The 21,644-nt window shown below is 71.6% G+C and carries 23 protein-coding genes; 13 read left to right on the forward strand and 10 right to left on the reverse strand.

Annotated features, from left to right (window positions below; genetic code table 11):
• Positions 1–6: 6 nt before the first annotated feature.
• Both ACFYUV_RS46775 and ACFYUV_RS46780 read right to left on the reverse strand, forming a co-directional pair.
• On the reverse strand, positions 7–1,059 hold the full coding sequence (locus ACFYUV_RS46775; RefSeq protein WP_387681514.1) for a quinone-dependent dihydroorotate dehydrogenase: 1,053 nt from the start codon (positions 1,057–1,059) through the stop codon (positions 7–9).
• 6 nt (positions 1,060–1,065) lie between these two features.
• Complete coding sequence (locus ACFYUV_RS46780; protein WP_387681517.1) at positions 1,066–1,716, reverse strand: response regulator; 651 nt, start codon at positions 1,714–1,716, stop codon at positions 1,066–1,068.
• Positions 1,717–1,734: 18 nt separating this feature from the next.
• Here ACFYUV_RS46780 and ACFYUV_RS46785 point away from each other — a divergent pair, with 18 nt between their 5' ends.
• A complete protein-coding gene (locus ACFYUV_RS46785) occupies positions 1,735–2,109 on the forward strand; it encodes a tautomerase family protein (protein ID WP_387681520.1) in 375 nt (124 codons plus the stop codon).
• Between the two features lie 39 nt (positions 2,110–2,148).
• Entirely contained in the window at positions 2,149–3,528 is a 1,380-nt protein-coding gene (gene lpdA, locus ACFYUV_RS46790; protein ID WP_352361000.1) for a dihydrolipoyl dehydrogenase, read from the forward strand.
• A 56-nt stretch (positions 3,529–3,584) separates the two neighbouring features.
• Here lpdA and ACFYUV_RS46795 read toward each other — a convergent pair whose 3' ends face one another.
• The gene (locus tag ACFYUV_RS46795) at positions 3,585–4,061 is read right to left on the reverse strand and encodes a DUF1772 domain-containing protein (RefSeq protein ID WP_387681523.1); all 477 of its coding nucleotides are present in this window, start codon (positions 4,059–4,061) and stop codon (positions 3,585–3,587) included.
• Positions 4,062–4,177: 116 nt separating this feature from the next.
• On the opposite strand from ACFYUV_RS46795, the gene ACFYUV_RS46800 reads away from it, so the two are divergent.
• Positions 4,178–4,666, forward strand: coding sequence for a hypothetical protein (locus tag ACFYUV_RS46800; protein WP_387681526.1), 489 nt, complete (start codon positions 4,178–4,180; stop codon positions 4,664–4,666).
• Here ACFYUV_RS46800 and ACFYUV_RS46805 read toward each other — a convergent pair whose 3' ends face one another.
• Complete coding sequence (locus ACFYUV_RS46805; protein WP_387681529.1) at positions 4,667–5,485, reverse strand: nucleotidyltransferase domain-containing protein; 819 nt, start codon at positions 5,483–5,485, stop codon at positions 4,667–4,669.
• 151 nt (positions 5,486–5,636) lie between these two features.
• On the opposite strand from ACFYUV_RS46805, the gene ACFYUV_RS46810 reads away from it, so the two are divergent.
• From ACFYUV_RS46810 to ACFYUV_RS46840, 7 genes are all read left to right on the forward strand, one after another.
• Positions 5,637–6,392, forward strand: coding sequence for a hypothetical protein (locus ACFYUV_RS46810; protein ID WP_364342823.1), 756 nt, complete (start codon positions 5,637–5,639; stop codon positions 6,390–6,392).
• Positions 6,393–6,470: 78 nt separating this feature from the next.
• Positions 6,471–6,938 carry a hypothetical protein gene (locus ACFYUV_RS46815; protein ID WP_387681532.1) on the forward strand — a complete coding sequence of 156 codons (468 nt, stop codon included), beginning with the start codon at positions 6,471–6,473 and terminating at the stop codon, positions 6,936–6,938.
• Between the two features lie 38 nt (positions 6,939–6,976).
• A complete protein-coding gene (locus tag ACFYUV_RS46820) occupies positions 6,977–7,693 on the forward strand; it encodes an ABC transporter ATP-binding protein (RefSeq protein ID WP_387681535.1) in 717 nt (238 codons plus the stop codon).
• Positions 7,690–8,415, forward strand: coding sequence for an ABC transporter permease (locus ACFYUV_RS46825; RefSeq protein WP_387681538.1), 726 nt, complete (start codon positions 7,690–7,692; stop codon positions 8,413–8,415). The genes ACFYUV_RS46820 and ACFYUV_RS46825 overlap by 4 nt, the downstream gene beginning before the upstream one ends.
• Entirely contained in the window at positions 8,412–9,629 is a 1,218-nt protein-coding gene (locus ACFYUV_RS46830) for a sensor histidine kinase (protein WP_387681541.1), read from the forward strand. Before ACFYUV_RS46825 ends, ACFYUV_RS46830 begins: the two co-directional genes overlap by 4 nt.
• Positions 9,630–9,633: 4 nt before the next feature.
• Complete coding sequence (locus tag ACFYUV_RS46835) at positions 9,634–10,260, forward strand: response regulator transcription factor (RefSeq protein ID WP_352360982.1); 627 nt, start codon at positions 9,634–9,636, stop codon at positions 10,258–10,260.
• A 146-nt stretch (positions 10,261–10,406) separates the two neighbouring features.
• Entirely contained in the window at positions 10,407–12,449 is a 2,043-nt protein-coding gene (locus ACFYUV_RS46840) for a cellulose binding domain-containing protein (protein WP_387681544.1), read from the forward strand.
• Positions 12,450–12,623: 174 nt separating this feature from the next.
• Here ACFYUV_RS46840 and ACFYUV_RS46845 read toward each other — a convergent pair whose 3' ends face one another.
• Positions 12,624–14,690, reverse strand: a complete 2,067-nt coding sequence (locus tag ACFYUV_RS46845) for a serine/threonine-protein kinase (protein ID WP_387681547.1) — start codon at positions 14,688–14,690, stop codon at positions 12,624–12,626.
• Between the two features lie 226 nt (positions 14,691–14,916).
• Entirely contained in the window at positions 14,917–15,900 is a 984-nt protein-coding gene (locus tag ACFYUV_RS46850) for a DUF5937 family protein (protein ID WP_387681550.1), read from the reverse strand.
• 135 nt (positions 15,901–16,035) lie between these two features.
• On the opposite strand from ACFYUV_RS46850, the gene ACFYUV_RS46855 reads away from it, so the two are divergent.
• Both ACFYUV_RS46855 and ACFYUV_RS46860 read left to right on the forward strand, forming a co-directional pair.
• The gene (locus ACFYUV_RS46855; RefSeq protein WP_387681553.1) at positions 16,036–16,890 is read left to right on the forward strand and encodes an isocitrate lyase/phosphoenolpyruvate mutase family protein; all 855 of its coding nucleotides are present in this window, start codon (positions 16,036–16,038) and stop codon (positions 16,888–16,890) included.
• Positions 16,891–17,357: 467 nt separating this feature from the next.
• Positions 17,358–18,410 (forward strand): hypothetical protein, encoded by a 1,053-nt coding sequence (locus ACFYUV_RS46860; protein ID WP_387681556.1) that lies wholly within the window; start codon positions 17,358–17,360, stop codon positions 18,408–18,410.
• Here the strand turns inward: ACFYUV_RS46860 and ACFYUV_RS46865 are convergent.
• Genes ACFYUV_RS46865 through ACFYUV_RS46875 form a run of 3 tightly spaced genes read right to left on the reverse strand, consistent with a single transcriptional unit; the run spans position 18,391 to position 20,255 of the window.
• On the reverse strand, positions 18,391–19,185 hold the full coding sequence (locus ACFYUV_RS46865; protein WP_387681558.1) for a hypothetical protein: 795 nt from the start codon (positions 19,183–19,185) through the stop codon (positions 18,391–18,393). The genes ACFYUV_RS46860 and ACFYUV_RS46865 overlap by 20 nt on opposite strands.
• A 24-nt stretch (positions 19,186–19,209) precedes the next feature.
• On the reverse strand, positions 19,210–19,671 hold the full coding sequence (locus ACFYUV_RS46870) for a hypothetical protein (RefSeq protein ID WP_387681561.1): 462 nt from the start codon (positions 19,669–19,671) through the stop codon (positions 19,210–19,212).
• A 44-nt stretch (positions 19,672–19,715) separates the two neighbouring features.
• A complete protein-coding gene (locus tag ACFYUV_RS46875) occupies positions 19,716–20,255 on the reverse strand; it encodes a YncE family protein (protein WP_387681564.1) in 540 nt (179 codons plus the stop codon).
• 234 nt (positions 20,256–20,489) lie between these two features.
• Here ACFYUV_RS46875 and ACFYUV_RS46880 point away from each other — a divergent pair, with 234 nt between their 5' ends.
• On the forward strand, positions 20,490–20,921 hold the full coding sequence (locus tag ACFYUV_RS46880) for a hypothetical protein (protein WP_387681567.1): 432 nt from the start codon (positions 20,490–20,492) through the stop codon (positions 20,919–20,921).
• Positions 20,922–21,136: 215 nt separating this feature from the next.
• Here the strand turns inward: ACFYUV_RS46880 and ACFYUV_RS46885 are convergent, their stop codons facing one another.
• The gene (locus ACFYUV_RS46885) at positions 21,137–21,577 is read right to left on the reverse strand and encodes a hypothetical protein (RefSeq protein WP_387681571.1); all 441 of its coding nucleotides are present in this window, start codon (positions 21,575–21,577) and stop codon (positions 21,137–21,139) included.
• Positions 21,578–21,644 lie beyond the last annotated feature (67 nt).

Here is a 21,644-nt window from a genome sequence, read left to right on the forward strand (position 1 = left end):
GGGGCCCTAGGCGGTGCGGCCGATCGCCTCGGTGACGGAGGACAGGCCGTGGCGGCGGACCCGGCGGGCGAGCTGCCGGTGGATGCGGGCGGCCCACAGCGGGCCGCCGTAGATCCAGCCGGTGTACCCCTGGACCAGGGTGGCCCCGGCCAGCAGGCGCTCCCAGACGTCGTCGACGTCCTCGACGCCGCCCACGGAGACCAGCGTGAGGCGGTCGCCGACCTTGGCGCGCAGCCGGCGCAGCACCTCCAGCGAACGGCCCTTGAGCGGACGCCCGGACAGGCCGCCGGTCTCGCCGCCGTGCCGGATGGTGGTGTTGGTCGCGATGATGCCGTCCAGGCCCAGCTCCACGGCCAGGTCGGCGACCGCGTCGACGTCTTCGTCGGCCAGGTCGGGGGCGATCTTCACCAGCAGCGGCGTACGGCGCGGCGTCGCGTCGGCGACCTCCTTGACCGCGACCAGCAGCGGGCGCAGCAGCTCGACCGCCTGAAGGTTGCGCAGGCCGGGCGTGTTGGGCGAGCTGACGTTGACCACCAGGTAGTCGGCCAGCGGAGCCAGCTCCCTGGCGCCGGTCACGTAGTCGGCCACCGCCTCGGACTCCGGCACCACCTTGGTCTTGCCGATGTTCACCCCGACCACGACCGGCACCCCGCGCGTACGGCGCAGCCGCCGGGCGGCGGCGCGGGCGCCGGAGTTGTTGAAGCCCATCCGGTTGATCACCGCCCGCTCCCCCACCAGCCGGAACAGGCGTGGCTGCGGGTTGCCGGGCTGGGCGTGCGCGGTGATGGTGCCGACCTCGACGTGGCCGAAGCCGAGCGCGGCGATCGCCTCGGCGCAGGCCGCGTCCTTGTCGAACCCGGCGGCCAGGCCGAACGGGCCGGGGAAGTGCACGCCGAACGCGGTCACCCGCAGGACCGGGTCGTGCGGGGCGAACGCTCGGTGGAGCAGCCGCTTGAGCAGGGGCAGCCGGGCGAGCACGGCCAGGCCCTTGACGGTGAGACGGTGCACGGCCTCGGCGTCGAAACGCCGCAAGACCTGCATGAACACGAGGCGATACATCACGGGTCAGGCTACCAATCCCGCCTCGTGGGCGATGATCGCGGCCTGGACGCGGTTGCGCACGTCGAGCCGGGTCAGGATCGTGCTCACGTACGCCTTCACGGTGCCCTCCACGATGTGCAGCCGCTTGGCGATCTCCGCGTTCGACAGGCCCGAGCCGAGCAGCGCGAGGACCTCCCGCTCGCGGTCGGTGAGCACGCCGACGCGGTCGCGGGCCTCGGCCTCGCGGGCCATCCGGCCGCCGGCGAGCTGGGCGATCACGCGCTGGGCCACCTTGGGCGACAGGTACGCCGCGCCGTCGGCGACCGCGTGGATGCCGGCGATCAGCTCGCGCGGGTCGCCGGACTTGAGCAGGAACCCGGCGGCCCCCACCTCCAGCGCCCTGGCGATGTAGTCGTCCTCGCCGAACGTGGTCAACATCACCACGGCCGTGGCGGGCGCGACGCGGCGCAGCTCGGCCGCGGCGGCCAGGCCGTCGAGGCGTGGCATGCGGATGTCGAGCAGCGCGACGTCGGGACGGTGGCCGATGGCCAGGTCGACGGCCTGTCTGCCGTCGCCTGCCTCGGCGACCACCTCCAGGGACGGGTCGGAGTCGAGGATCGCCTTGACCCCGGCCCGGATCATGGCCTCGTCGTCGGCGAGGAGTACGCGGATCACGCCCTCTATATTGCCGACATGGCACAGGTGAAGGTTTACGGGCGTCGTGACGTGTGGGCCGGACGGCAGCGGGAGATCTCCGATCTGCTGCAGTCGTGCCTGGTCAGCGCGTGGGGCGTGCCCGAGGAGAAGCGGTTCCACCGGTTCCTGCTGCTGGACGCCGACGACTTCGTCTGCCCGGGGCGCAGCGCGAACTACCTGATCATCGAGGTCGTGTGCTTCACGGGACGCAGCGACGACGCCAAGCGCGCGCTGATCCGGTCGATCTACGAAAAGTCGGGATACGACCCCGAGGATGTGGAGATCACGATCATTGAGATGCCCAAGGTGAACTGGGGAATCCGGGGCGTTCCGGCCGACGAGCTGACGCTGCCGTACAAGGTGGAGGTCTAGCGTCAAGGGTGGCCTGAGGCGGGCGGTATGGTCCGAGTCATGAGCACTCACTATGACGTCGTCGTTCTCGGCGCGGGTCCGGGAGGATACACGGCCGCCGTCCGCGCCGCCCAGCTCGGGCTGCGTACCGCGGTCATCGAGGAGAAGTACTGGGGTGGCGTCTGCCTGAACGTGGGCTGCATCCCGTCCAAGGCGCTGCTGCGCAACGCCGAGCTGGCCCACATCTTCCACAACGAGGCCAAGACGTTCGGCATCAGCGGCGAGGTGAGCTTCGACTACGGCGCGGCCTTCCAGCGCAGCCGCAAGGTCGCCGACGGCCGGGTCAAGGGCGTTCACTACCTGATGAAGAAGAACGCCATCACCGAGTACGACGGGCGCGGCACCTTCCTCGACGCCAACACCCTGCAGGTCAACGATGAGACGATCACGTTCGACCACTGCATCATCGCGGCCGGGGCCACCACCAGGCTGATCCCGGGCACGCAGTTGTCTGAGCGGGTGGTGACGTACGAGGAGCAGATCCTCACCGAGAACCTGCCGCGCAGCATCATCATCGCGGGCGCGGGCGCGATCGGCGTGGAGTTCGCGTACGTGCTGCACAACTACGGCGTCAAGGTGACGATCGTGGAGTTCCTCGACCGGGTCGTGCCGCTGGAGGACGAAGAGGTCTCGGCCGAGCTGGCCAAGCGCTACAAGCGGCTCGGCATCGAGGTGCTGACCTCGACCCGCGTCGACGGCATCGAGGACACCGGCGGCTCGGTCAAGGTCACCGTCACCCGCGACGGCCAGACCCAGGTGCTCGAGGCCGACAAGGTCATGCAGGCCATCGGCTTCCAGCCGCGCGTCGACGGCTACGGTCTGGAGAAGACCGGCGTGCAGCTCACCGAGCGCGGCGCGATCGCCGTCGACGGCCGCTGCCGCACGAACGTGCCCCACATCTTCGCCATCGGCGACGTCACCGCCAAGCTCATGCTGGCCCACGCCGCCGAGTCGATGGGCATCATCGCCGCCGAGACCATCGGCGACGCCGAGACCATGGAGCTCGACTACGTGATGATCCCGCGGGCCACGTACTGCCAGCCGCAGGTGGCCAGCTTCGGCTACACCGAGGCGCAGGCCCGCGACCTGGGCTACGACGTCAAGGTGGCCAAGTTCCCCTTCACGGCCAACGGCAAGGCCCACGGCCTGGGCGACACCGCCGGGTTCGTCAAGATCATCAGTGACAACACCCACGGCGAGCTGCTCGGCGCCCACCTGATCGGCCCCGAGGTCACCGAGCTGCTGCCCGAGCTCACGCTGGCCCAGCAGTGGGACCTGACCGTGCACGAGGTCGCGCGCAACGTGCACGCGCACCCGACGCTCGGCGAAGCGGTCAAGGAGGCGATCCACGGCCTCGCGGGCCACATGATCAACATGTGATCCCGTCGCGCGGATGCGCATCCCGGTGCTCGTCCATCGGGATGCATCCGGCGGGGTCAGGCCCAGACGTACAGGGCGACGCCCAGCAGCGCCACGGCCAGCGCCGAGGCCCAGCCGCGCAGCGTGTTCCACCGGGTCCAGCGCGGCGCGTACGCCTGCCAGGCCAGGTCACCCGCCTCCAGGGCGTTGTTCATCGGCACGTTGATCGCGGCCGTGACGGCGATCGAGCCCACGAAGTAGACGACGGCCGCCGCGAACGCCAGGACGGCCGGCCCGCCGTCGCCGCCGATCAGCAGGAACACGCCGGCCAGCAGCGAGGCCACGGGCGCCAGCGTGAACGTCGACAGGAACCCCGGGTTCAGGATCTTCCGGTTCATGCTGCGCATGGCGGCCGCCGCGCCCTCCTTCCCCACGGACTCCCCCACGGCGTCCAGGCCGGGCATGACGGAGGTGGAGAAGGCGAAGAACACGCCCGCCATCAGCCCGTTCAGGACGAGGGCGAGCACCGAGGAGACGACCGCGAGTACGCTCACGTCCCTATGATCCCTTAAGTCACAGTTGTCCGGAAACGGCGGACGATCCGCGATTCTCATTGAACGTTCATGTATTCCTGAGATGTCTCTGAGACCGGAAGCACACCGTGGTGCCCGTGCCTCCAACGAACGCGCAAACACAGATCGGACGGCTCGGGGCCGTCACGGTACGCCTGGGGCTCTTCGGGCTGATCGCGCTGGGCATCCTGGGCGCCGGCCTGGAGCTGGCCTTCGAACGCCACTGGCAGTCCTGGCAGCAGTTCGTCCCCTGGGTGGCGCTGCTGGCGCTCGGGGCCGCGCTCGTGCTGCTGGCCCTGGACGCCTCGCCCCTCACGCTCAAGGTCGTCCGCGGGATCGCACTGGTGGTGCTGCTCGCCTCCGCCTACGGCGTGTACGCGCACATCTCGGCCAACCATGACATGGGCGCCTTCGACCCGCGCCACGCCGACACCTGGCAGACCCTCTCGCCCCTCACCCAATGGTGGTACGCGCTGACCAAGTCCGTCGGCCCGGCCCCGCCGCTCGCGCCCGGCATGCTCGCCCAGAGCGCGCTCCTGCTGCTGCTGACCACGCTGGCCCCCGCCAGGGCCAGGGAGAACGCCTGATCACACCCCGCAGGCGGCCCGCACGTCGGCGATGAGCCGTTCGGCGGCGGCCACCGTACGGGTGATCTCCTCCGGCGTGCCGCCGACGGAGGCGAGCAGCGCCTGGGCCCGCTCGCCGAAGCCGGGGGGCGCCGAGGGCAGCCGGTCGGCGGCGGCGACCATGCCCTTCTCGTTGATCAGCCAGGCGCCGTCGGCCGCGTGCAGGGCGTGGCAGGCGACGCCGATCGCGCGGAACAGCGCCCCGGCGGCGTACACCGGGTCGCGCCCGGCGGCGCCGTATTGGGCGATCGTCAGCGAGAAGCCGGCCTCCCACAACCCCTGGACCAGCGCCTCGCGCAGCGCGGGCGGGTACGCGGCCGTCTCGGCGCGCAGGGCCGCCAACTCGCCGGACGGGTCGGCCAGCACCTTGCACAGCGCCACCTCGCCCGCGTAGGCGTGGGAGTAGAAGCCCAGCGGGTGGCCCGGCTGGACGCCGATCTCGTACCGTCCGGCGCGGCAGTCCTGCCAGACGCGGCGCACCCGGTCGAGGTCGCGGTAGATCCAGTCCACCCGCCACCCCTCGACGGTGAGCCAGCCGCCGCCGTCGACCCATGGCCCCCAGCCGCCGGGCCCGGTCACCTCGGTCGGCTCGCCGGTCATCTCCCGGGCGAGGGCGCGCAGGTCGCCGACGGCGAGCGGCCCCCGGTAGTACAGGCCCAGATCGATGTCGGAGTCCGGCCGGTGCGTGCCGCGCGCCCGGCTGCCACCGAGCGCGACCGCCACCACGCCGGGCACCTCGGCCAGCTTCGCCGCGATCTCCCGCAGCCGTTCGTCACGCATGCCGGTCCGCCATCCGTCCAACCTACCGAAGGCCCAAATCGCATATTTCCGAACCACTCCGGCATTTTCCGCGTCACACTCAAGCACAGCCCGGTGTGTGATCCATGAGACTGGAGAGACCGAAGTGGCGTCAGGTCGCAAACTCGTAGCCATGGCCGTGATGACGGCCGCCGCGCTCACCACGGGAGGGGCCGTGGCCCGGGGCGAGGCCCGCCCGGCCGCCGCCGCCGTCCAGGAGCCGGCCCCCGTGACCACCACCGCTCTGACCACCACCCCCGCCGCCGTCGCCGAGCCCGCCTGCATGCGGGTCAAGGGCGCCGAGGTGTGCGTGGGCCCGGACGGCAGCGACCGGCCCGGCATCTGGGTCGAGGACACCCGCAACGACAAGCTGCACGCCGCCGTCGAGTACCACCTGAACGAGTACCTGGGCACCAAGTACGTCATCCACAACCTGGCCGGCAAGGGCGAGATCCGGGGCAACCGCGAGATCGGCAGGACCGTGACGTTCCGGGCCGCCGTGTACGAGGGCAACCACCGCGTCCGGGTGGGCCGTTGGAAGACCGTCCGCAACCTCACCAAATACCCGGTCAAGCGCGACACCGGCGTCACCCCGGCCGCCGCTCGGGGCCGTGCGGAGCTGTGCTCGTACACCAAGGGCGGGGCCAGCGTGTGCTTCCACGAGCGCGACACGTACGTCTTCGCCTGCGACACCAGGGCCGACGAGTACCAGGCACGCGCCGAGTACTTCGTGGCCGGCGACCCGACCGCCCGCTACGAGATCCACCAGCTCGCCGGCCTCAACACCTGCGGCAAGGCCGAGCACGGCGACCAGTCGATCAGCATGTACCGCGCGTCGGTCTACAACGGCTCCCACCGGGTCGCGACGCGGCAGTACAAATACAACTAGCTTGCAAGCGGCCCCGCAAGCCGGTTGAAATCGGGCCAATGCACTGTGTGGTCATCCCAGAGAGGAAGGAACCCCTCGATGACCGCCTCCCGTACCGCCGCCGTCCTGACCGGTGTCGCCGCCGCAGCCCTGGTCGCGCTCGCCTCCTCCCCCGCCCAGGCCGCCTCGGCCGCCCCCTGGGGTCCCTACTACGCCCCCGGGCACGCCGCCAAGGCGACCGGCACGCTGAGCGCGACCGGCGAGGACCACGCCGACCTGCCGACCGCCGACGTGGTGCGGATCTCCGGCAAGCTGACCGACTCGACCCGCAAGGACTCCGCCTGCGGCTGGGCGGTGTTCCGCATCACCTACCGCGACGGGAGCAACCTGCCCAACAAGGAGCGCGGCATCCGCAACTGCTCCGCCGGCTCCGCCAAGCGGTTCTCCTTCGAGTACCACGACGTCTACCAGGTCGAGCTGAAGGTCTGCGCCGAGGGCAAGGGCTCCAAGCCGTCCCTGAACTGCCTGTACGCCGGCACCTGGAAGACCCTCTACCTGTCGAAGTGACCACCCCCGGCGGCGGCGTCCCGCGTGATCCTCGGATCATGACAGTCATCGAGATCGACGACCTGCGCAAGAGCTACCGGCACACCCGGGCCCTCGACGGCCTCTCCCTGACCGTGGAACGCGGCGAGATCTTCGGGCTCGCCGGGCCCAACGGCGCCGGGAAGACGACGGTCGTGGAGTGCGTGTCCGGGCTGCGGCGTCCCGACGGCGGCCGCGTGCGCGTGCTGGGCCTCGACCCGCAGGGCGACCGGCGCGCGCTGCTCCAGCGCGTCGGCGCCCAGTTGCAGGAGGCCGCGCTCCCCGACGGCATCAAGGTCGGCGAGGCCCTGCGGCTCTACGCCTCCCTGTACGACCACCCGGCCGACTGGCGGGCCATCATGGACGAATGGGGCCTCACCGGCCGGAAGGACGCCCGCTTCGGCGGCCTGTCCGGCGGCTGGAAGCAGCGCCTGTTCATCGCGCTGGCCCTGGTCGGCGACCCCGAGGTGGTCCTGCTCGACGAGCTGACCACCGGCCTCGACCCCGACGCCCGCCGCACCACCTGGGGGCTGATCCGGGCCATGCGCGACCGCGGGATCACCGTCGTCCTGGTCACCCACTTCATGGACGAGGCCGAGGCGCTGTGCGACCGGATCGCCGTCGTCGACCGCGGCCGGGTCGTGGCCGAGGGCAGCCCGCGCGAGCTGATCGGCCGGACGCGGGCCGCCTCCCTGGAGGACGCCTACTTCACGCTGACCGGGAGGGCCGAGGCATGAAGGGCTTCACGAGAGTCGTCGCCGTCGAGCTCAGGCTGGGGTTGCGCGACCCGATGTCGGCGTACTTCGCGCTGGGCTTCCCGCTGGTCATGCTCTGGGTCAAGCTGCGCGGCGGCGACCGGCCGCTGCCCGGCGGCGAGCGGCTGGTGGACGCCACCGTGCCGATGCTGACCGTCTTCGTCGTGGGGCTGGCCGCGCTGGTCGTCCTGCCGGCCACGCTGGCCCAGTACCGGGAGCGCCGGGTGCTCAAGCGGCTGCGGGCCACGCCCGCCACACCGTTCATGCTGTGCGGCGCCCAGTGGGCCGCGCACATGCTGCTGGCGGTGCTCGGCAGCGTGCTGCTGGTCGTCCTCGGCGTGGCCGGCTACGGGCTGAGCGCGCCCGCCAGCCTGCCCGGCGTGCTGCTGGCCTGGCTGCTCGGCGCGCTCAGCCTCGGCGCCGTCGGGCTGCTCCTCGGCGCGCTGGCCCCCAGCGGGCGGGCGGCGACGGTGATCGGGCTCGCCCTGTTCTTCCCGATGGTGTTCCTGTCCGGCGCGGTGATCCCGCGCGAGACCATGTCGGGGTCGATGCGGGCGATCGGGGACCTGACGCCCATGGCGCCCGCCGTCCAGGCGATCCGGGACGGCTGGTCGGCCGGCGCGCTCCCGCCGCTCGCTCTCGGGATCATGGTGGCGGTCGGCGCCGTCGCGGGCGGCCTCGCGGTGAAGGCCCTGCGGTGGTGAGCCGGTGGGAGCGGGCCACCGGCTCACCACCGCAGGGGAGCCTGTGGGAGCGGGTCACCGCGGCCCTGCCGTACCTGCTGGTGCTGCTTCCCGCGCTGTTCTCGCTGCTGCGGGTGTGGCGGGTCGAGGTGCTGGCCCTGGCGCTGTTCGCGGCGGCCTGGCACTGGTTCGTGGTGGCCTGCCGTCCCGCCTGGACCGCGCGGGCGTGGGTGGTGGCCGGGTACTTCGTGGTGCTGCTGGCGGTGGTCGCGGCGCTGGTGCGCATCGACCCGGTCTTCACCGTGACCGGGGTGGGGGTGTTCGTCCAGTGCTTCGCGCTGCTGCCGGGGTTGTGGGCGTACGCCGGGGTCGCGGTGACGGTCGGGACGCTGGTCGCCGCCCGTCCGCCGGCCGGTCGCACGCCGGTCGAGCTGCTGGCCTCCTTCGTGGTCGGGGTGCTGGTCGCGTCCATGACCGGGCTGGTCTTCCAGACCGTCTCCGAGCAGAACGCGCAGCTCAAGGAGAAGAGCGCCAGGCTGGCCGCGCTCGCCGAGGAGAACGCCGACCTCCAGGCCCGGCTCCTGGTCCAGGCCCGCGAGGCGGGCGTGCTGGGCGAGCGGCAACGGCTGGCCAGGGAGATCCACGACACCGTGGCCCAGGGGCTGACCGGCATCCTCACCCAGCTGGAGGCCGCCGACGAGGCCGCCGGAGCGACGCCCGCCGTGCGCGCGCGGCTGGCGACCGTACGGGAGCTGGCCAGGGAGAGCCTGACCGAGGCCCGCCGCTCGGTCCAGGCGCTGCGCCCGGCGCCGCTGGCGACGGCGGCGCAGCTCGGGACCGCCCTGTCGGAGGTGGCGGCGGCCTGGTCGCGGGCCTGCGAGGTGCCTGCCTCGGTGTCGGTCACCGGCGACGCCCGGCCGCTGCACACCGAGGTGGAGAGCACGTTGCTGCGGGTGGCCCAGGAGGCGCTGGCCAACGTGGGCAAGCACGCGCGGGCCTCCCGGGTGGGGATCACGCTGTCGTACATGGAGGACGTGGTGGCGCTCGACGTCCGCGACGACGGGTCCGGCTTCACCCCGGGGTCCGGCGGCGGCTCGGGCGGCGGGTTCGGGCTGGTGGCGATGCGGCAGCGGGTCACCCGCCTGGCCGGCAGCCTCGCCGTCGAGAGCGCCCCTGGCCAGGGCACGGCGATCTCCGCTACCGTTCCGGCCATCCCCGCCGACCCGGGAACGTGAGCCCATGCCGGTACGCCTGATCATCGTCGACGACCACCCCGTGGTCCGCGACGGGCTGCGCGGCATCTTCGAGACCGACGGCTTCGAGGTGGTCGGCGAGGCGGCCGACGGCGCCGAGGCGCTCGCGGTGGCCCTGCGCACCGCTCCCGACGTCGTGCTCCTCGACCTGCGCATGCCGGGGCCGAGCGGCGCCGAGCTCATCCGCCGGCTGCGCGAGCAGTGTCCCGGCACGCACGTGCTCGTCCTGACCACCTTCGGCGACGACGCCGACGTGGTGCCCGCGATCGAGCAGGGCGCCACCGGCTACCTGCTCAAGGACACGCCGCGCGCCGAGCTGCGCCGGGCCGTGCTGGCCGCGGCCCGCGGCGAGAGCGTGCTGTCACCGGCCGTGGCCGGGGTGCTGACGCGGCACGCGCACCCCCCGGAGCAGCGCGCGCTGAGCCCGCGGGAGCTCGAAGTGCTCGGCCTCATCGCCCGCGGCGCGACCAACCGCGAGGTGGCCAGGAAGTTGTTCGTCACCGAGGCCACCGTGAAGACCCACCTGCTGCACGTCTTCGCCAAGCTGGAGGTCAAGGACCGGGCGGCGGCCGTCGCGGCGGCCTACGACAGGGGCCTGCTCAAGCCCGCCTGACCGGCCGGGGGCTGCTCAAGCCAGTCTGACCGCCGTGAAAGTTTCAGCGCCGATTGACGGGCCGGAACCCACGTCGCATGATCATGCTTGCCTCCTGGTCAGGAGGGGGCGTCGAGCCATACCGCTACCCACGGCGAGGTACCCCGATGCCTGGCAAGATCCTGCCCAGGGCCGCGACCGCGGCCCTCCTGACCCTCACCACGCTGATCGCTCCCCCGGCGCGCGCCGACGACGCCACCCCCGTCACGGTGACCGTCAACGCCCGCGCCGCCCTGGCCACCGCCCCCGAGACCGGCATCGGTTCCAACCATGCCATCTGGGACGCGAACCTCGGCACCGACCAGACCGCCGACCTCCTCAAGGACGCCGGCGTCAAGCTGCTGCGCTACCCCGGCGGCTCCTACTCCGACATCTACCACTGGGCCGACCACACCGCCCCCGGCGGGTACGTCGCCCCGAACACCGACTTCGACACCTTCATGCGCGGCGTACGGCGTACCGGCGCGCAGGCCATGGTGACCGCCAACTACGGCACCGGCACCGCCGAGGAGGCCGCCGCCTGGGTCCGGCACGCCAACGTCACGAAGGGCTACGGCGTCAAGTACTGGGAGATCGGCAACGAGAACTACGGCAACGGCCACTACGGCAGCGCCTGGGAGGCCGACGACCATGCCGACAAGAGCCCGGCCGAGTACGCCCGCCACGTCGTCGCCTACGCCGACGCCATGAAGGCGGCCGACCCGACGATCAAGATCGGCGCGGTGCTGACCACCCCCGCCAACTGGCCCGACGCCATCACCGCCGAAGGTGACGACGGGAGCTGGAACAAGGTCGTCCTGTCCCTCGCCGGGCCGAAGATCGACTTCGTGATCCTGCACTGGTACCCCGGCGCCCTGGACAGGGCCGGTCAGGTCCCTGACATGATCCGGCTCACCCGGCAGCAGCTCGCCGCGTACGCCGGGCCCGGCTCGGACCGGATCGGCATCGCGATGACCGAGTTCAACACCGGCTCCAGCAGCAACGGCACCAACACCCAGCCCGGCGCCCTGGCCGCCGCCGACGCCTACGCGAGCCTGCTGGCGAACGGCGTGTTCACCGTCGACTGGTGGAACGTGCACAACGGCATCGGCAACGTCACCGAGGTCGAGGGGCACACCGACTACGGCGACTTCGGGCTGCTGTCCAGCGGGGTCTGCAACTCCTCCGGGGTCTGCGAGCCGCCGCTGAACACGCCGTTCGCGCCGTACCACGCGTTGCGGATGGTGAGCGTGTTCGCGCGGGCCGGTGACCAGTTCGTCACGGCGGCGACCGACCAGCCGAAGGTCAGCGCGCACGCCGTCCGGCGGCCGAACGGCGACCTGGCGGTCATGCTGATCAACAGCTCGCCGGACACGTCGTACCCGGTCGCCGTGGACTACGCGGGCTTCACGCCGGCCGCGGGCGCGCCCACCGTGCTGACCCACGTCAACGGCGCGACCGCCATCACCGCCGCGACCACCGGCACCGCCACCAGCCAGACACTGCCGCCGCTCTCGCTGACCACCGTCGTCGTGCGTCCCGCCGCGCTTCAGGCCGGCCTGCCCGGCGCGCCCGGCCGCCCGGCGGCCTCGAACGTCACCGACCGGACCGCCGTCGTCTCCTGGCCCGCCGCCGCCCCCGGCGCCCGCCCGATCGTCAAGTACGAGCTCCACCGCCAGAACGGCGCCGTCAGCGAGCAGCTCGGCGAGACCGCCGGCACCTCCTACACGGTCGGCAACCTCAAGCCCGGCAGCACCTACACGGTCAACGTCATCGCCCGCGACAGCGGCGGCGGCGTCTCCTGGGCCTCACCGCCCCTGACCTTCACCACCGGCACCCCGGCGACCAGCTCCTGCGCCGTGCGATTCACCGACCAGACCGACTGGGCCAGCGGCTACGTCGGCGCCGTCGAGATCACCAACAACGGCGCCCCGGTCAACGGCTGGACCCTGAGCTTCACCTGGCCGAGGCCCTGGCAGAGTCTCGGCAGCGGCTGGAGCGCCACCTGGACCCAGACGGGCTCGAACGTCAAGGCCGTCAGCGAGCCCGGCAACGCCTCCCTGGCCACGGGGGCCTCAACCACGATCGGGTTCGTCGGCAACTACGCCGGCCCGAACCTCCTGCCCACCGTCTTCACCCTCAACGGAACCGTCTGCACCACCCGGCAGTGACCCGGCCTGCCGCGCCCGGCCCCCGATCACGGACGCGTGAGCGGGGGCCGGGTGCGCTGGGAAGAGCTTCGGTTCCGGCCTGGTTGTCACCACAACATCCAGGAGCTCTCCGCGCCCTCCGGCCTGCTTGTCACCACAACTCCCAGGAGCTCTCCGCGCCCTCCGGCCTGGTTGTCACCACAACATCCAGGGGCTCTCCGCGCCGCCGCCGAACGCCGCCGTCCCCGTCCGCCGCCAGCGCTGCCGCACGTCGTGCTTGGCCTGGATGGCCGGCGCGGTGGTGGTGAACGGCCCGCAGGTGGCGACCTCGCCGTCGTTCCGCGGGGACACCCCGGAGCAGGTGAAGGGCTGGGAGACGTTACGGTCCGCGTCGGTGTTGTAGAGCTGGACGTGCACGTCCGAGCGGACCGAGCTCGCCCCTCGGATGCGTCCCATCAGGTAGAAGACGTCGCCCACCATGGCCATGCAGGGCGACATCTCCACGCCCGAACCGTCGCCCGCGGTGATCCACGAGCGGCATTTCCAGTCCGGCTGGGAGTTGCGCGGCGGGGCGCCGTCACCGTCGGTCCCGGGGTCCACGGTGTGCGGGGCCTCCGTCTTCCGGCCGGCCGACGTCCGGCGGGGGTCGGCGGTACCCGTGGGGTCCGTCGTCGCGCCCGGCGTCCGTTTCGGGACGGCCGTGCCCGGCGTGCGGACCGGCTCCTTCGGCGTCTTCTTCGCCGACGACTTGAGCGGTTCGTCCGCGATGCCGGACGTCTCCTCGTCCGCCTCCGACGGAACGGGGCTCTCCTTCGCCGTCCCGGACTCGACGGGCGTCGGTGGGCCGGCCACGTCGGCCGACCTGGACGCCGAGAGCCCGGACGCGTCGTTCACGGCCCCCGCACCCGGCGTCCGCCATGGGGCCATGACGGCCACGGCCGCCGCGGTCAGCGCCACCGCCGTCGTGGTGCTCGCGATGACGACCAGCCGCCGGCGGGACCGTCCGGGCGGCCGCGCAGCCGCCGTGCCCGCCTGGGCGGCGGCGGCCCGTCCGGCGGAAGCAACCATGCCGGACTGGGCGGCACTCCGCCCGGCGGAAGGAACCGTGCCGTCCCCACCGCCGACACCCGAGGCCACCCCGCCCCCTGCGACATCCCCAGAGGCCGCCCGCGAGCCAGGACCCCGAACGGGCTCACCGGACGGCCCAGCGGCGGCGGCCGACGAGGAACCGGGCGGCGACCCCGGCACCGACCCCGAAAGCAACCCCGGCGGCGGCCCCGGAAGCGGCCCCGGCACCGACCCCGAAGGCGGCCCCGGCGGCGACCCCGGGAGCGGCGCAGGCACCGACCCCGGGAGCGGCCCAGACGGCGGTCCCGGAATCGGCTCTGACGTCGCGGACGGGGCGTCGGCCCTGCCCACCCGCGGCAAGGCGGCCAGCCCCGCCACCACCGGCGCCGCCTCCCGCAGCGCCACCGCCACCTGCCCGGCCGCCGGACGCGCCGCCGGATCCTTCGCCGTGCAGGCCGCGATCATCGACCACAGGGCGTCGGGCATCCCGGGCAACCGCCGCGGCATGGCCATCGCATGCTGCCGGAGCAGGGCCATCGGATGCTCGCCTACGAACGGCGGACGCCCGGCCAGCAGCTCGTAGAGGATCAGCCCGGCCGCGTAGACGTCCACCGCCGGCGTGGGGGTGCCGCCGTCGGCCACCTCGGGCGACAGATACGTGGGCGTGCCGATGATCGACGTGGTCTGCGTCAGCCCCGGCCCGAGAACGATCCGGGCGACCCCGAAGTCCGTCAGCCGCACCTGCCCCGTGGGCCCGTCGATCAGCACGTTCCCCGGCTTGACGTCCCGGTGGACGACGCCCGTCGCGTGCGCCGCCGCCAGCGCCTCGGCGACCTGGGCCATGAGCTCGGCGGCCATGGCCGGCGGCAGCGTGCCGTATTGCTGGAGCAGGCCGCGCAGATCCCCGCCCTCGACGAGGTCCATCACCAGCGCGAGCCGCTCCCCCTCGATGACGAAGTCGCGCATCGTGACGATGTGGGGATGGCGAAGGGTGCGCAGCACATTGCGTTCCTGCACGAACCGCAGCACCAGGTCCTGGTCGCCGGCGAGGTTGCTGCGCAACAGCTTGACCGCCACGATCTCGCCGGTCTCCCGGTGCCGCGCCCGCCAGACGGTCCCCATCGCCCCGGCGCCGATCTCGTCGAGCAGCACGTACCGGCTGCCCAGGAACGCCTCGGCCCCACCCTCGTCCATCGCCCGCCTTCCCCCCGAACAGTGGGGATCACAATAGTCAGGATGATCGAGACAAAAAAGATCAGCGCCGCCGCGGCCGCACCGCACACCCCCGGCTGACCAGGCCCGGCCCGGCCCGGACGCAGCCCCGCCAATGCAGCGAAGAGCCGCCAAGGCAGGGAACAGCCGCCGATGCGACGACCAGCCGCCCCAACCCCACCAGAGCCCCCCTCATAAGGCCCCCGATTCACACCTGAGCCGTGAGCAGGGCGTCGGCGAGGCCCGTGCGGGCGTAGAACACCGTGCGGCCCGCCCGATGCGTGCTGGTCAGCCCGGCGGCCCGCAGCGCGGTGAGATGCTGCGACACCCCCGCCGCGGACATCCCCGACCGCTCGGCGAGCTCGGTGGTCGAGACCGGCGAGTCGAGCTCGGCCAGGATCAACGCCCGGGAACGGCCGATCACGGCGGCGAGCGCGTCCATGGGCGCATGCCTGCGCGACTCCCACAACGCGCCGATGCCACGCGCCGGGTAGGCGAGCTGAGGCGGCTCGGACGCGACGGACCGCGTCAGCACCCGCGGCCACGCGAAGACCGACGGCACGAGAAGCAGCCCCGCACCGGTCTCGATCCTGGTGATCGCACAGTGCCGCTGCGCCAGCCGGAGGCCGCCGCTGTCCCAGCGCACGGTGTGGTGGAGCTGGTCGAGCGTGCGCGCCGTGCCGTGCTCGGCCACCTGGCGGCCCCGGTGGAAGACGTCCGCGTCCAGCACCGACCGGATGCGCGCCCAGTAGGGCGCGATCGCGAGCTCCCAGTAGGTCTCGATCTCCGCGACGACCTTGGGCAGGCACGCCCGGGGGTTGCGGTGCAGGTTCCGCAACCGGGGCGGCAATCGGCCGTCCCGCTCGGCGGACAAGAGGTCGAGGTCGCGCCGTACCTGCTCGGGGTCGGTGGCCTCGATGGCCGCCAGCTCGTCGGGCAACTCGTGGGACGCGGTCGTCGGATTGAGGAAGTCGGGGAAATGGCCGACGGGCGCCACCATGTCGGCCAGCCAGCCACGATCGAGCCCCGCCGCCGTGAGCCGGGGACGCACCTGCCCGGCCCACCCACGATGAGGATCGGGCACCGTGGCCCCGGCCAGCGCCCGGCAACTCGTGACGACCTCCCACATGGCCGAGACGGCGAACCGGGTCTCGGCCAGATCGTTCACCGAAAAGGCCAGCCGCGCCTTCATGCCGCCTCCCGCGGGTCCACGATTCGGTCAGAGCTTAATCAATGGACGCCTACCTCGCGGCCCGGCAACATCCCGGACCAGGCGCCCACCGAGCCATGGTGCCGGATTCCGAACACCCCGAAGGCGGTCACCCACATGTCTGTGGACAACTTCCCCTCCACCGATGCGGCGACGACGAAAAAGGCTGATCTGTTCAGAAAGCTCCACGCCGACTCCGTACTGATCCTCCCCAACGCCTGGGACGCCGCCAGCGCCGCCGTGATCGCCGCAGCCGGCGCCACAGCCATCGCCACGACCAGCGGCGGCGTCTCCTGGTCCCTCGGCCGCGGCGACGGCCAGCACCTCACCCGCGACGAGACGCTGCACGCCGCCCGGCGCATCGTGCACACCGTGGACCTCCCCGTGACGGTCGACATCGAGGGCGGCTACGGCCCCGCCCCCGAGGACGTCGCGCACACCGTCCGAGCCGTGGCCGGAGCGGGCGCGGTGGGCGTCAACCTGGAGGACTCCCAGGCCGTCGGCGGCCCGCTGTTCGACCTCGCCGACCAGACCGCCAGACTGCACGCCGCCCGGGAGGCGGCGGCCGCAGCGGGTCTCCCCGAACTCTTCGTCAACGCCCGCACCGACGTCTTCCTCTTCGCCATCGGCCCCTCCGCCGGCCGCCTGGACGAAGTGCTCAAGCGCACGGCCGCGTACGCCGAGGCCGGCGCCGACGGCATCTTCGTCCCCGGCCTCCTCGACCTCGACGCGCTGGCCAGCCTCTGCGCCGAGTCCCCGCTCCCGGTCAACGCGATGGCCGTCGCCGGCGGCCCCACCGTCGCCGAACTCACCCAGGCCGGCGTACGCCGAATCAGCCTCGGCACCGCCCTCGCCCAGACCGCCTACACCGCCGCCCGCAAAGCCGCCGCCGAACTCCTCACCACCGGCACCTTCGAAGCCCTGACCGACTCCCTGGACTTCACCGAACTCAACACCCTCTTCCAGCCCTGATCCCCCGGCGAAGCCCCTCCACGAACACCCACCACCATGCATCTGCCAGACGGTCGCTGAAGCCACCTCGCCGCAGCACGCCAGGAAGCCGGACAAGCACCTGGCGACCCTTGCGACAGCGGGATCGACAAATGCCGGATGGCACCATGCTCGTGCGCGATTTGATCATCTGCTTCTGATCAAGCGGTGCCGTGAGTCGTCCATCACACCGTCGTCCGACGGTTGCCACATCGGCGTTGACGCTCGGAACGATCGTGTTGACCTGGGGCGCGACCATGGCCCGTGGAGTGCCCTGAGCCCCGGCGCCGCCACGGCGGCGGCCTCCGTGGCGAACACCGTGCAGGTGGACATGGGGGGCCTCCCCGGGCGCCTTGCCGACCTGTCCGCTTTACAGGTGTAGTCCCCAGCCGTTCCCCGGAGTCAGCCGGCCCCCGTGATGCCCTTCGTGCGATATAGCGTGATCCTCCGTGAGATTCGCGACGGCCCTCGTCCTCCTGCTCGCGGTCTGCGGCGCGGACGTGCAGGCGACGCGGGTCGCCACGTGGCGGCTCACGTACGCCGTGCGGGGATGGACCGGCACGATAGGCGCCACCGGACAGGGACAGGCCTGGGCCCTCCTCCAGCACGGCCGGCAGCAGATCAGCTCGACGATGCTCCGCTGGGACGGCGCCTCCTGGCGGACCACCGTGCCACCGAAGGGCGTCAGCGCCTACAACGCGCGGTTCGCCGCCTCCCCCTCAGGGGACGACCTGTGGATGTTCTCCGGGGACCGCCCGTTCCAGCTGACCGGCGGCCAGTGGGTGCCCCGCCCGTGGACCAGCAAGTACGAGCGTGGATCCGTCGCCGTCGGAGCCAGGGACGACGTCTGGATCTCCGAACACGGCGGCCCGGACGACTACTCCGGATCCGGACTCAGCCATTGGGACGGCCACTCGTGGAAACCGGTCCCCAAGCCGAGCCCGTACGGCGACCTGGACCAGATCTCGCTCGTCGCCGCCCCCGACGGGGACGAGACATGGGCACTGATCCATCCCCCGGGAGCGACGACGGCGATCCGGCGGAACGGCTCCGGATGGGTCACCGCTCCCCTGCCTCCCGCGCCCGGCTGCCCCCCTTCCCCCGCCGGCGGCTTCTACGGCATGGCGGCCCGCGCCCACGACGACGTGTGGCTGGTGACGCAGGGCGCCTTCGAGCGGTCCGGGCCCTGCGAAGTGCCCGGCCGCGGCATGATCGTGCGTTGGGACGGCACCGCGTGGAGGTGGCTGAACCTGCCGTTGGCCGATGCCTGGCTGCCTGCCGTCCGTGCGGACCGGGTCGGCGGCGTGTGGGGCGCCGCCAACCCCGCCGACGCGCAGTCGTACGTGCTCAACTTCCGCGGCGGCCGCCTGACCAAATCGACGCTGCCCGCCGGAGGGGGATGGGCGGGAATCGTGGACATCGTCCCAGAACCGAACAGCACCCGACTATGGACTCTGGCCCGGCGCGTGGACGGCACCCTCCTCATCTACGAACTGACCTGACCACCCAGCCCCACAGCTCCACAGCCCTGCCGCAGGGACAAGGCCGCTGCTCCTGCTGCCGAAGGCGACGTCGGGAAATGCGGGAACCAGAAGGCGGCCCGGGCGGAGTCGATGACCTGTCCGCCCAGGTCGCCCAATGGCGCTGATCAACCGGTCTGGCCTCGCACCGTGACCGCATGCGTGTCCTGCGCGGCCAGGAACACGCTGTCCCCGGCATATTTGACGGTGTAGGTGTAGTCACCGCCCGTGGGGGCGTGTCGGCGAAGCCGAACGTCCCGTCGGCCGACAGGGTCAACGATGGCAGCGAGGTCGTGGAGGTGCCGTTGCGGTTGGAGACCGTACGGGTCACCGTGATCGCGGTACCGGCCGCGGGCAGCCGGCCGCCGCCGTCCAGCGCACCGCTGAGCTCGAGCTGCTTGCCGGCGTTGCCCGTCCCGGGCCCGGACAGGGTGAGCGCGGTCTGGCGCTTGGCCACCGCGATGGTCTTCAGGCCCGTCGCCGCCTCGTAGGTGAGGTTGCCGCTCCAGCGCACGTCGTACTGGGTGTTCCCGCCGATCGGCGGGATGTCGATGATCGTGAAGGTGCCGTCCGCGCCGGTCGTCACCGCGGGAAGGTACTCGGACGTGCCGTTCGACATGAGCCGGATCGCCACCAGCGGCTGCTCGCCCGGGTCGGCCCCGTTGGCCAGGGCGAGCTTGCCTGACAAGGTGAGCGGTTCGAGAGCGGTCGCCGCGGCCGAAGGAGGGAGGTCGATCAGGCTCGAGACCTTGGACACCCTGACGTTTCGCCACGCCCTGCTCTACCGGTGGTCCGCGGTGCCGTTCCAGAGCACGTCGTACCTGATCTGGCCGCCGATCGGCGGGATGTCGTCCACCGAGTACGTCCCGTCCGCGGCGGTCTTCACACCCTCGACGGGGGTCCGGGCGCCGTCCGACGTCCAGCGGATCAGCGTCAGCGGCTGCTCGCCGGGCGCCGATCCGTCCGACAGAGTGAGCTTGCCGGACAGGGTGAGCGGCTTGAGTGCGGTTCCCGTGGCGGGCGCCGTCAACGTGATGGTCGACGCGGGAAGGGTGACGTCGGGCAGACGTACGAGGTGAAGCCGGCCGGACAGGTCGCGCAGCACGCCGAAGACGGTTCCACCGGAATAGACCAGGCTGCCGGCGACCAGGCCGGAGCCGAGGTTCTCGTACGCGAAGGTCTGCTCACCACCGGCCCTGCCGTACATCACGACGGGTGTTCCAGACGTGCGTCCGCCGATCACGTGACGTCCGTCCGCGCTGGCCGTGACCGCCGTCGGATACCCGCTCAGGAGCCCTCCCCGTAGCTGCGGACGAGGGTCAGGCCGGTGGTGTCCCAAGCGTCGAACCGGTACGGCGCGCCGAAGGCCGAGAACACCGTGGAACCGTCCGCCGTGATGGAGATGTCCTGGAGGTTGGACAGGCGGTGCGTGTTGCCGTTGATGATGCCGCGCATGGTCGGGCCGGTGTCGGTCAAGTCGTAGACGAAGATGTCGCTGGGACTGATCACGGTCTCGCCCACCACGAGCTTCTGCCCTGCGGCGGCCACCAGCGGCGCCGCGTCCAGTTCCAGCGACAGGGTGGCGAACTCCGGCTCCGCCGCCGACACGTCGAAGCCGACCACGCCGGCCTTCCAGTCGCCGCCGCAGCCGTAGCCGACGTAGAGCCGTGTGCCCAGCAGGGCGAGGTGCGACGGACAGGGATACGCGTTCAGGGGAATCCTGCGGATGACGGTGAGAGACCCGGTGTCGATCTCGGCGACCTGGTTCGAACCCCGCAGTGTCGCGTAGAGACGGGTGCCGTCAGCGGTCAGGGCGAGGTCGCCCACGCTCGGCAGGTCCGTGACGGCGCCGGTGAGCCGGGCCTCGTGGTCGGCGAGGAAGTTCGCAGGATTCCCTCATGAGATCCGGAGGCCCCCGCAGAACGGCTCCTCACGGGGTTCTACAACGGCAAGCCGATGGTCAGGGGCAGGCTCGAACTGCCGGCCTTCGCGTGCGGGGACGTTCTGTCACAAGCCGGTCAGGATTCCCAGGATCGTGCAGTTGGGCGGGACCATGTCCTCATGTCAGTGACTGAGTTCGTCGGCGTGACCGAGGACAAGCACCGTGGCGTCACCGCCAACGGAGGACTGTACGAGTTCTGGACCGAGGACTCCGCCCACGTCTACCTGCACGACACGCAATTCAGACGCCTGACCTACCAGCCCGGCAGGCCACCAGTGCTGGAACTGGAGTTTGTCTACGCTGCGCGGTGGACTCCACCGGAACTGTCGAAGACGCCCGTCGTGGTTTTCCGGTTCGAGGACGTCCGCCTCGTCGAATGGCAAGAGGACCAAGAGGGCCATGACTGCGTGACCGCCCACCCCGATTCTCCACCCGGACAGGTCGAACTCTTTGACTGGGACGGCGCCGACCTGTTCACCCTGCACACCTTCACGCTGTACCTGGCCTTCCACGCACCACGAGCGAAAGTGACCGTACGCGCGGAGTTGTAAGCCCCAGCGCTGGCAGGAGATCACATCAGCGTGCCGAGGTGCTTGGAGGGTCGTGATTGCGACCGCGGCTTGCCTCTACAGTCCGGCCGGGTGCGTGGACAGCCAGTCCGCGTTGGGCTTCTTCAAGACGTCACGGTCATGGGCGGTGGAGGCAATGACATCGGCTCCACCGTCGTAGGGGTGATAGAGCCACCGGAGATCCAAGGGAGCGACGATCACGTCGGAGATCTCCCGTCGGCCACGCCTCGCAAGAGCGGATCCAAAGCCTGCCGGACGAAGGAGGCCATGCTGGCATAGAGCCTGGCTGCGACGTCGTATGGGGAGTCGTCGCCAGGCTCGATCGCCAGCCATGGGGCGGCGCCCGGATGACGCGGATCGGGCGAGATTCTCCCCTCCTCGTCCTTGAAGCAGACGGCGATCACATAGAAGTCTTCCTCCGCCTGGAGCTCGGCGAGCACCCGGTGGTGACGATCGAGGATGATCTCGTACTCGTCTTCGGTGTCGGCGTACCGCTTGGACTCGGGAAGGCTGTCGAAGCGTACGCAGCGGTCGGTATGCCGGCCGCGAAGCTGATGGGCGATCGGGCTGCTGCCCCACCGAGTTCGCCACGCGGTGGTGAGCGACTCCACCTCGTCGTCCGTCACGATCATCCCCATCTGAAAGCAACAGTATTCTCAGTCCCAGGAGGCCCATAGATCATCTAGGGGGATCCGTCGCACGGGT

Source organism: Nonomuraea sp. NPDC003560 (assembly GCF_042878785.1).
In the GTDB taxonomy this organism is placed as follows: Bacteria; Actinomycetota; Actinomycetes; order Streptosporangiales; family Streptosporangiaceae; genus Nonomuraea.

Excerpts from the sequence above, each read along its gene's own strand:
- ACFYUV_RS46885 (WP_387681571.1), bottom strand. The coding sequence starts at position 21,577 with ATGGGGATGATCGTGACGGACGACGAGGTGGAGTCGCTCACCACCGCG.
- ACFYUV_RS46855 (WP_387681553.1), top strand. The coding sequence starts at position 16,036 with ATGTCTGTGGACAACTTCCCCTCCACCGATGCGGCGACGACGAAAAAG.
- lpdA (WP_352361000.1), top strand. The coding sequence starts at position 2,149 with ATGAGCACTCACTATGACGTCGTCGTTCTCGGCGCGGGTCCGGGAGGA.
- ACFYUV_RS46840 (WP_387681544.1), top strand. The coding sequence starts at position 10,407 with ATGCCTGGCAAGATCCTGCCCAGGGCCGCGACCGCGGCCCTCCTGACC.
- ACFYUV_RS46805 (WP_387681529.1), bottom strand. The coding sequence starts at position 5,485 with ATGCGTGACGAACGGCTGCGGGAGATCGCGGCGAAGCTGGCCGAGGTG.
- ACFYUV_RS46775 (WP_387681514.1), bottom strand. The coding sequence starts at position 1,059 with ATGTATCGCCTCGTGTTCATGCAGGTCTTGCGGCGTTTCGACGCCGAG.
- ACFYUV_RS46785 (WP_387681520.1), top strand. The coding sequence starts at position 1,735 with ATGGCACAGGTGAAGGTTTACGGGCGTCGTGACGTGTGGGCCGGACGG.
- ACFYUV_RS46880 (WP_387681567.1), top strand. The coding sequence starts at position 20,490 with ATGTCAGTGACTGAGTTCGTCGGCGTGACCGAGGACAAGCACCGTGGC.
- ACFYUV_RS46845 (WP_387681547.1), bottom strand. The coding sequence starts at position 14,690 with ATGGACGAGGGTGGGGCCGAGGCGTTCCTGGGCAGCCGGTACGTGCTG.
- ACFYUV_RS46815 (WP_387681532.1), top strand. The coding sequence starts at position 6,471 with ATGACCGCCTCCCGTACCGCCGCCGTCCTGACCGGTGTCGCCGCCGCA.
- ACFYUV_RS46810 (WP_364342823.1), top strand. The coding sequence starts at position 5,637 with ATGGCCGTGATGACGGCCGCCGCGCTCACCACGGGAGGGGCCGTGGCC.
- ACFYUV_RS46820 (WP_387681535.1), top strand. The coding sequence starts at position 6,977 with ATGACAGTCATCGAGATCGACGACCTGCGCAAGAGCTACCGGCACACC.
- ACFYUV_RS46850 (WP_387681550.1), bottom strand. The coding sequence starts at position 15,900 with ATGAAGGCGCGGCTGGCCTTTTCGGTGAACGATCTGGCCGAGACCCGG.
- ACFYUV_RS46825 (WP_387681538.1), top strand. The coding sequence starts at position 7,690 with ATGAAGGGCTTCACGAGAGTCGTCGCCGTCGAGCTCAGGCTGGGGTTG.
- ACFYUV_RS46835 (WP_352360982.1), top strand. The coding sequence starts at position 9,634 with ATGCCGGTACGCCTGATCATCGTCGACGACCACCCCGTGGTCCGCGAC.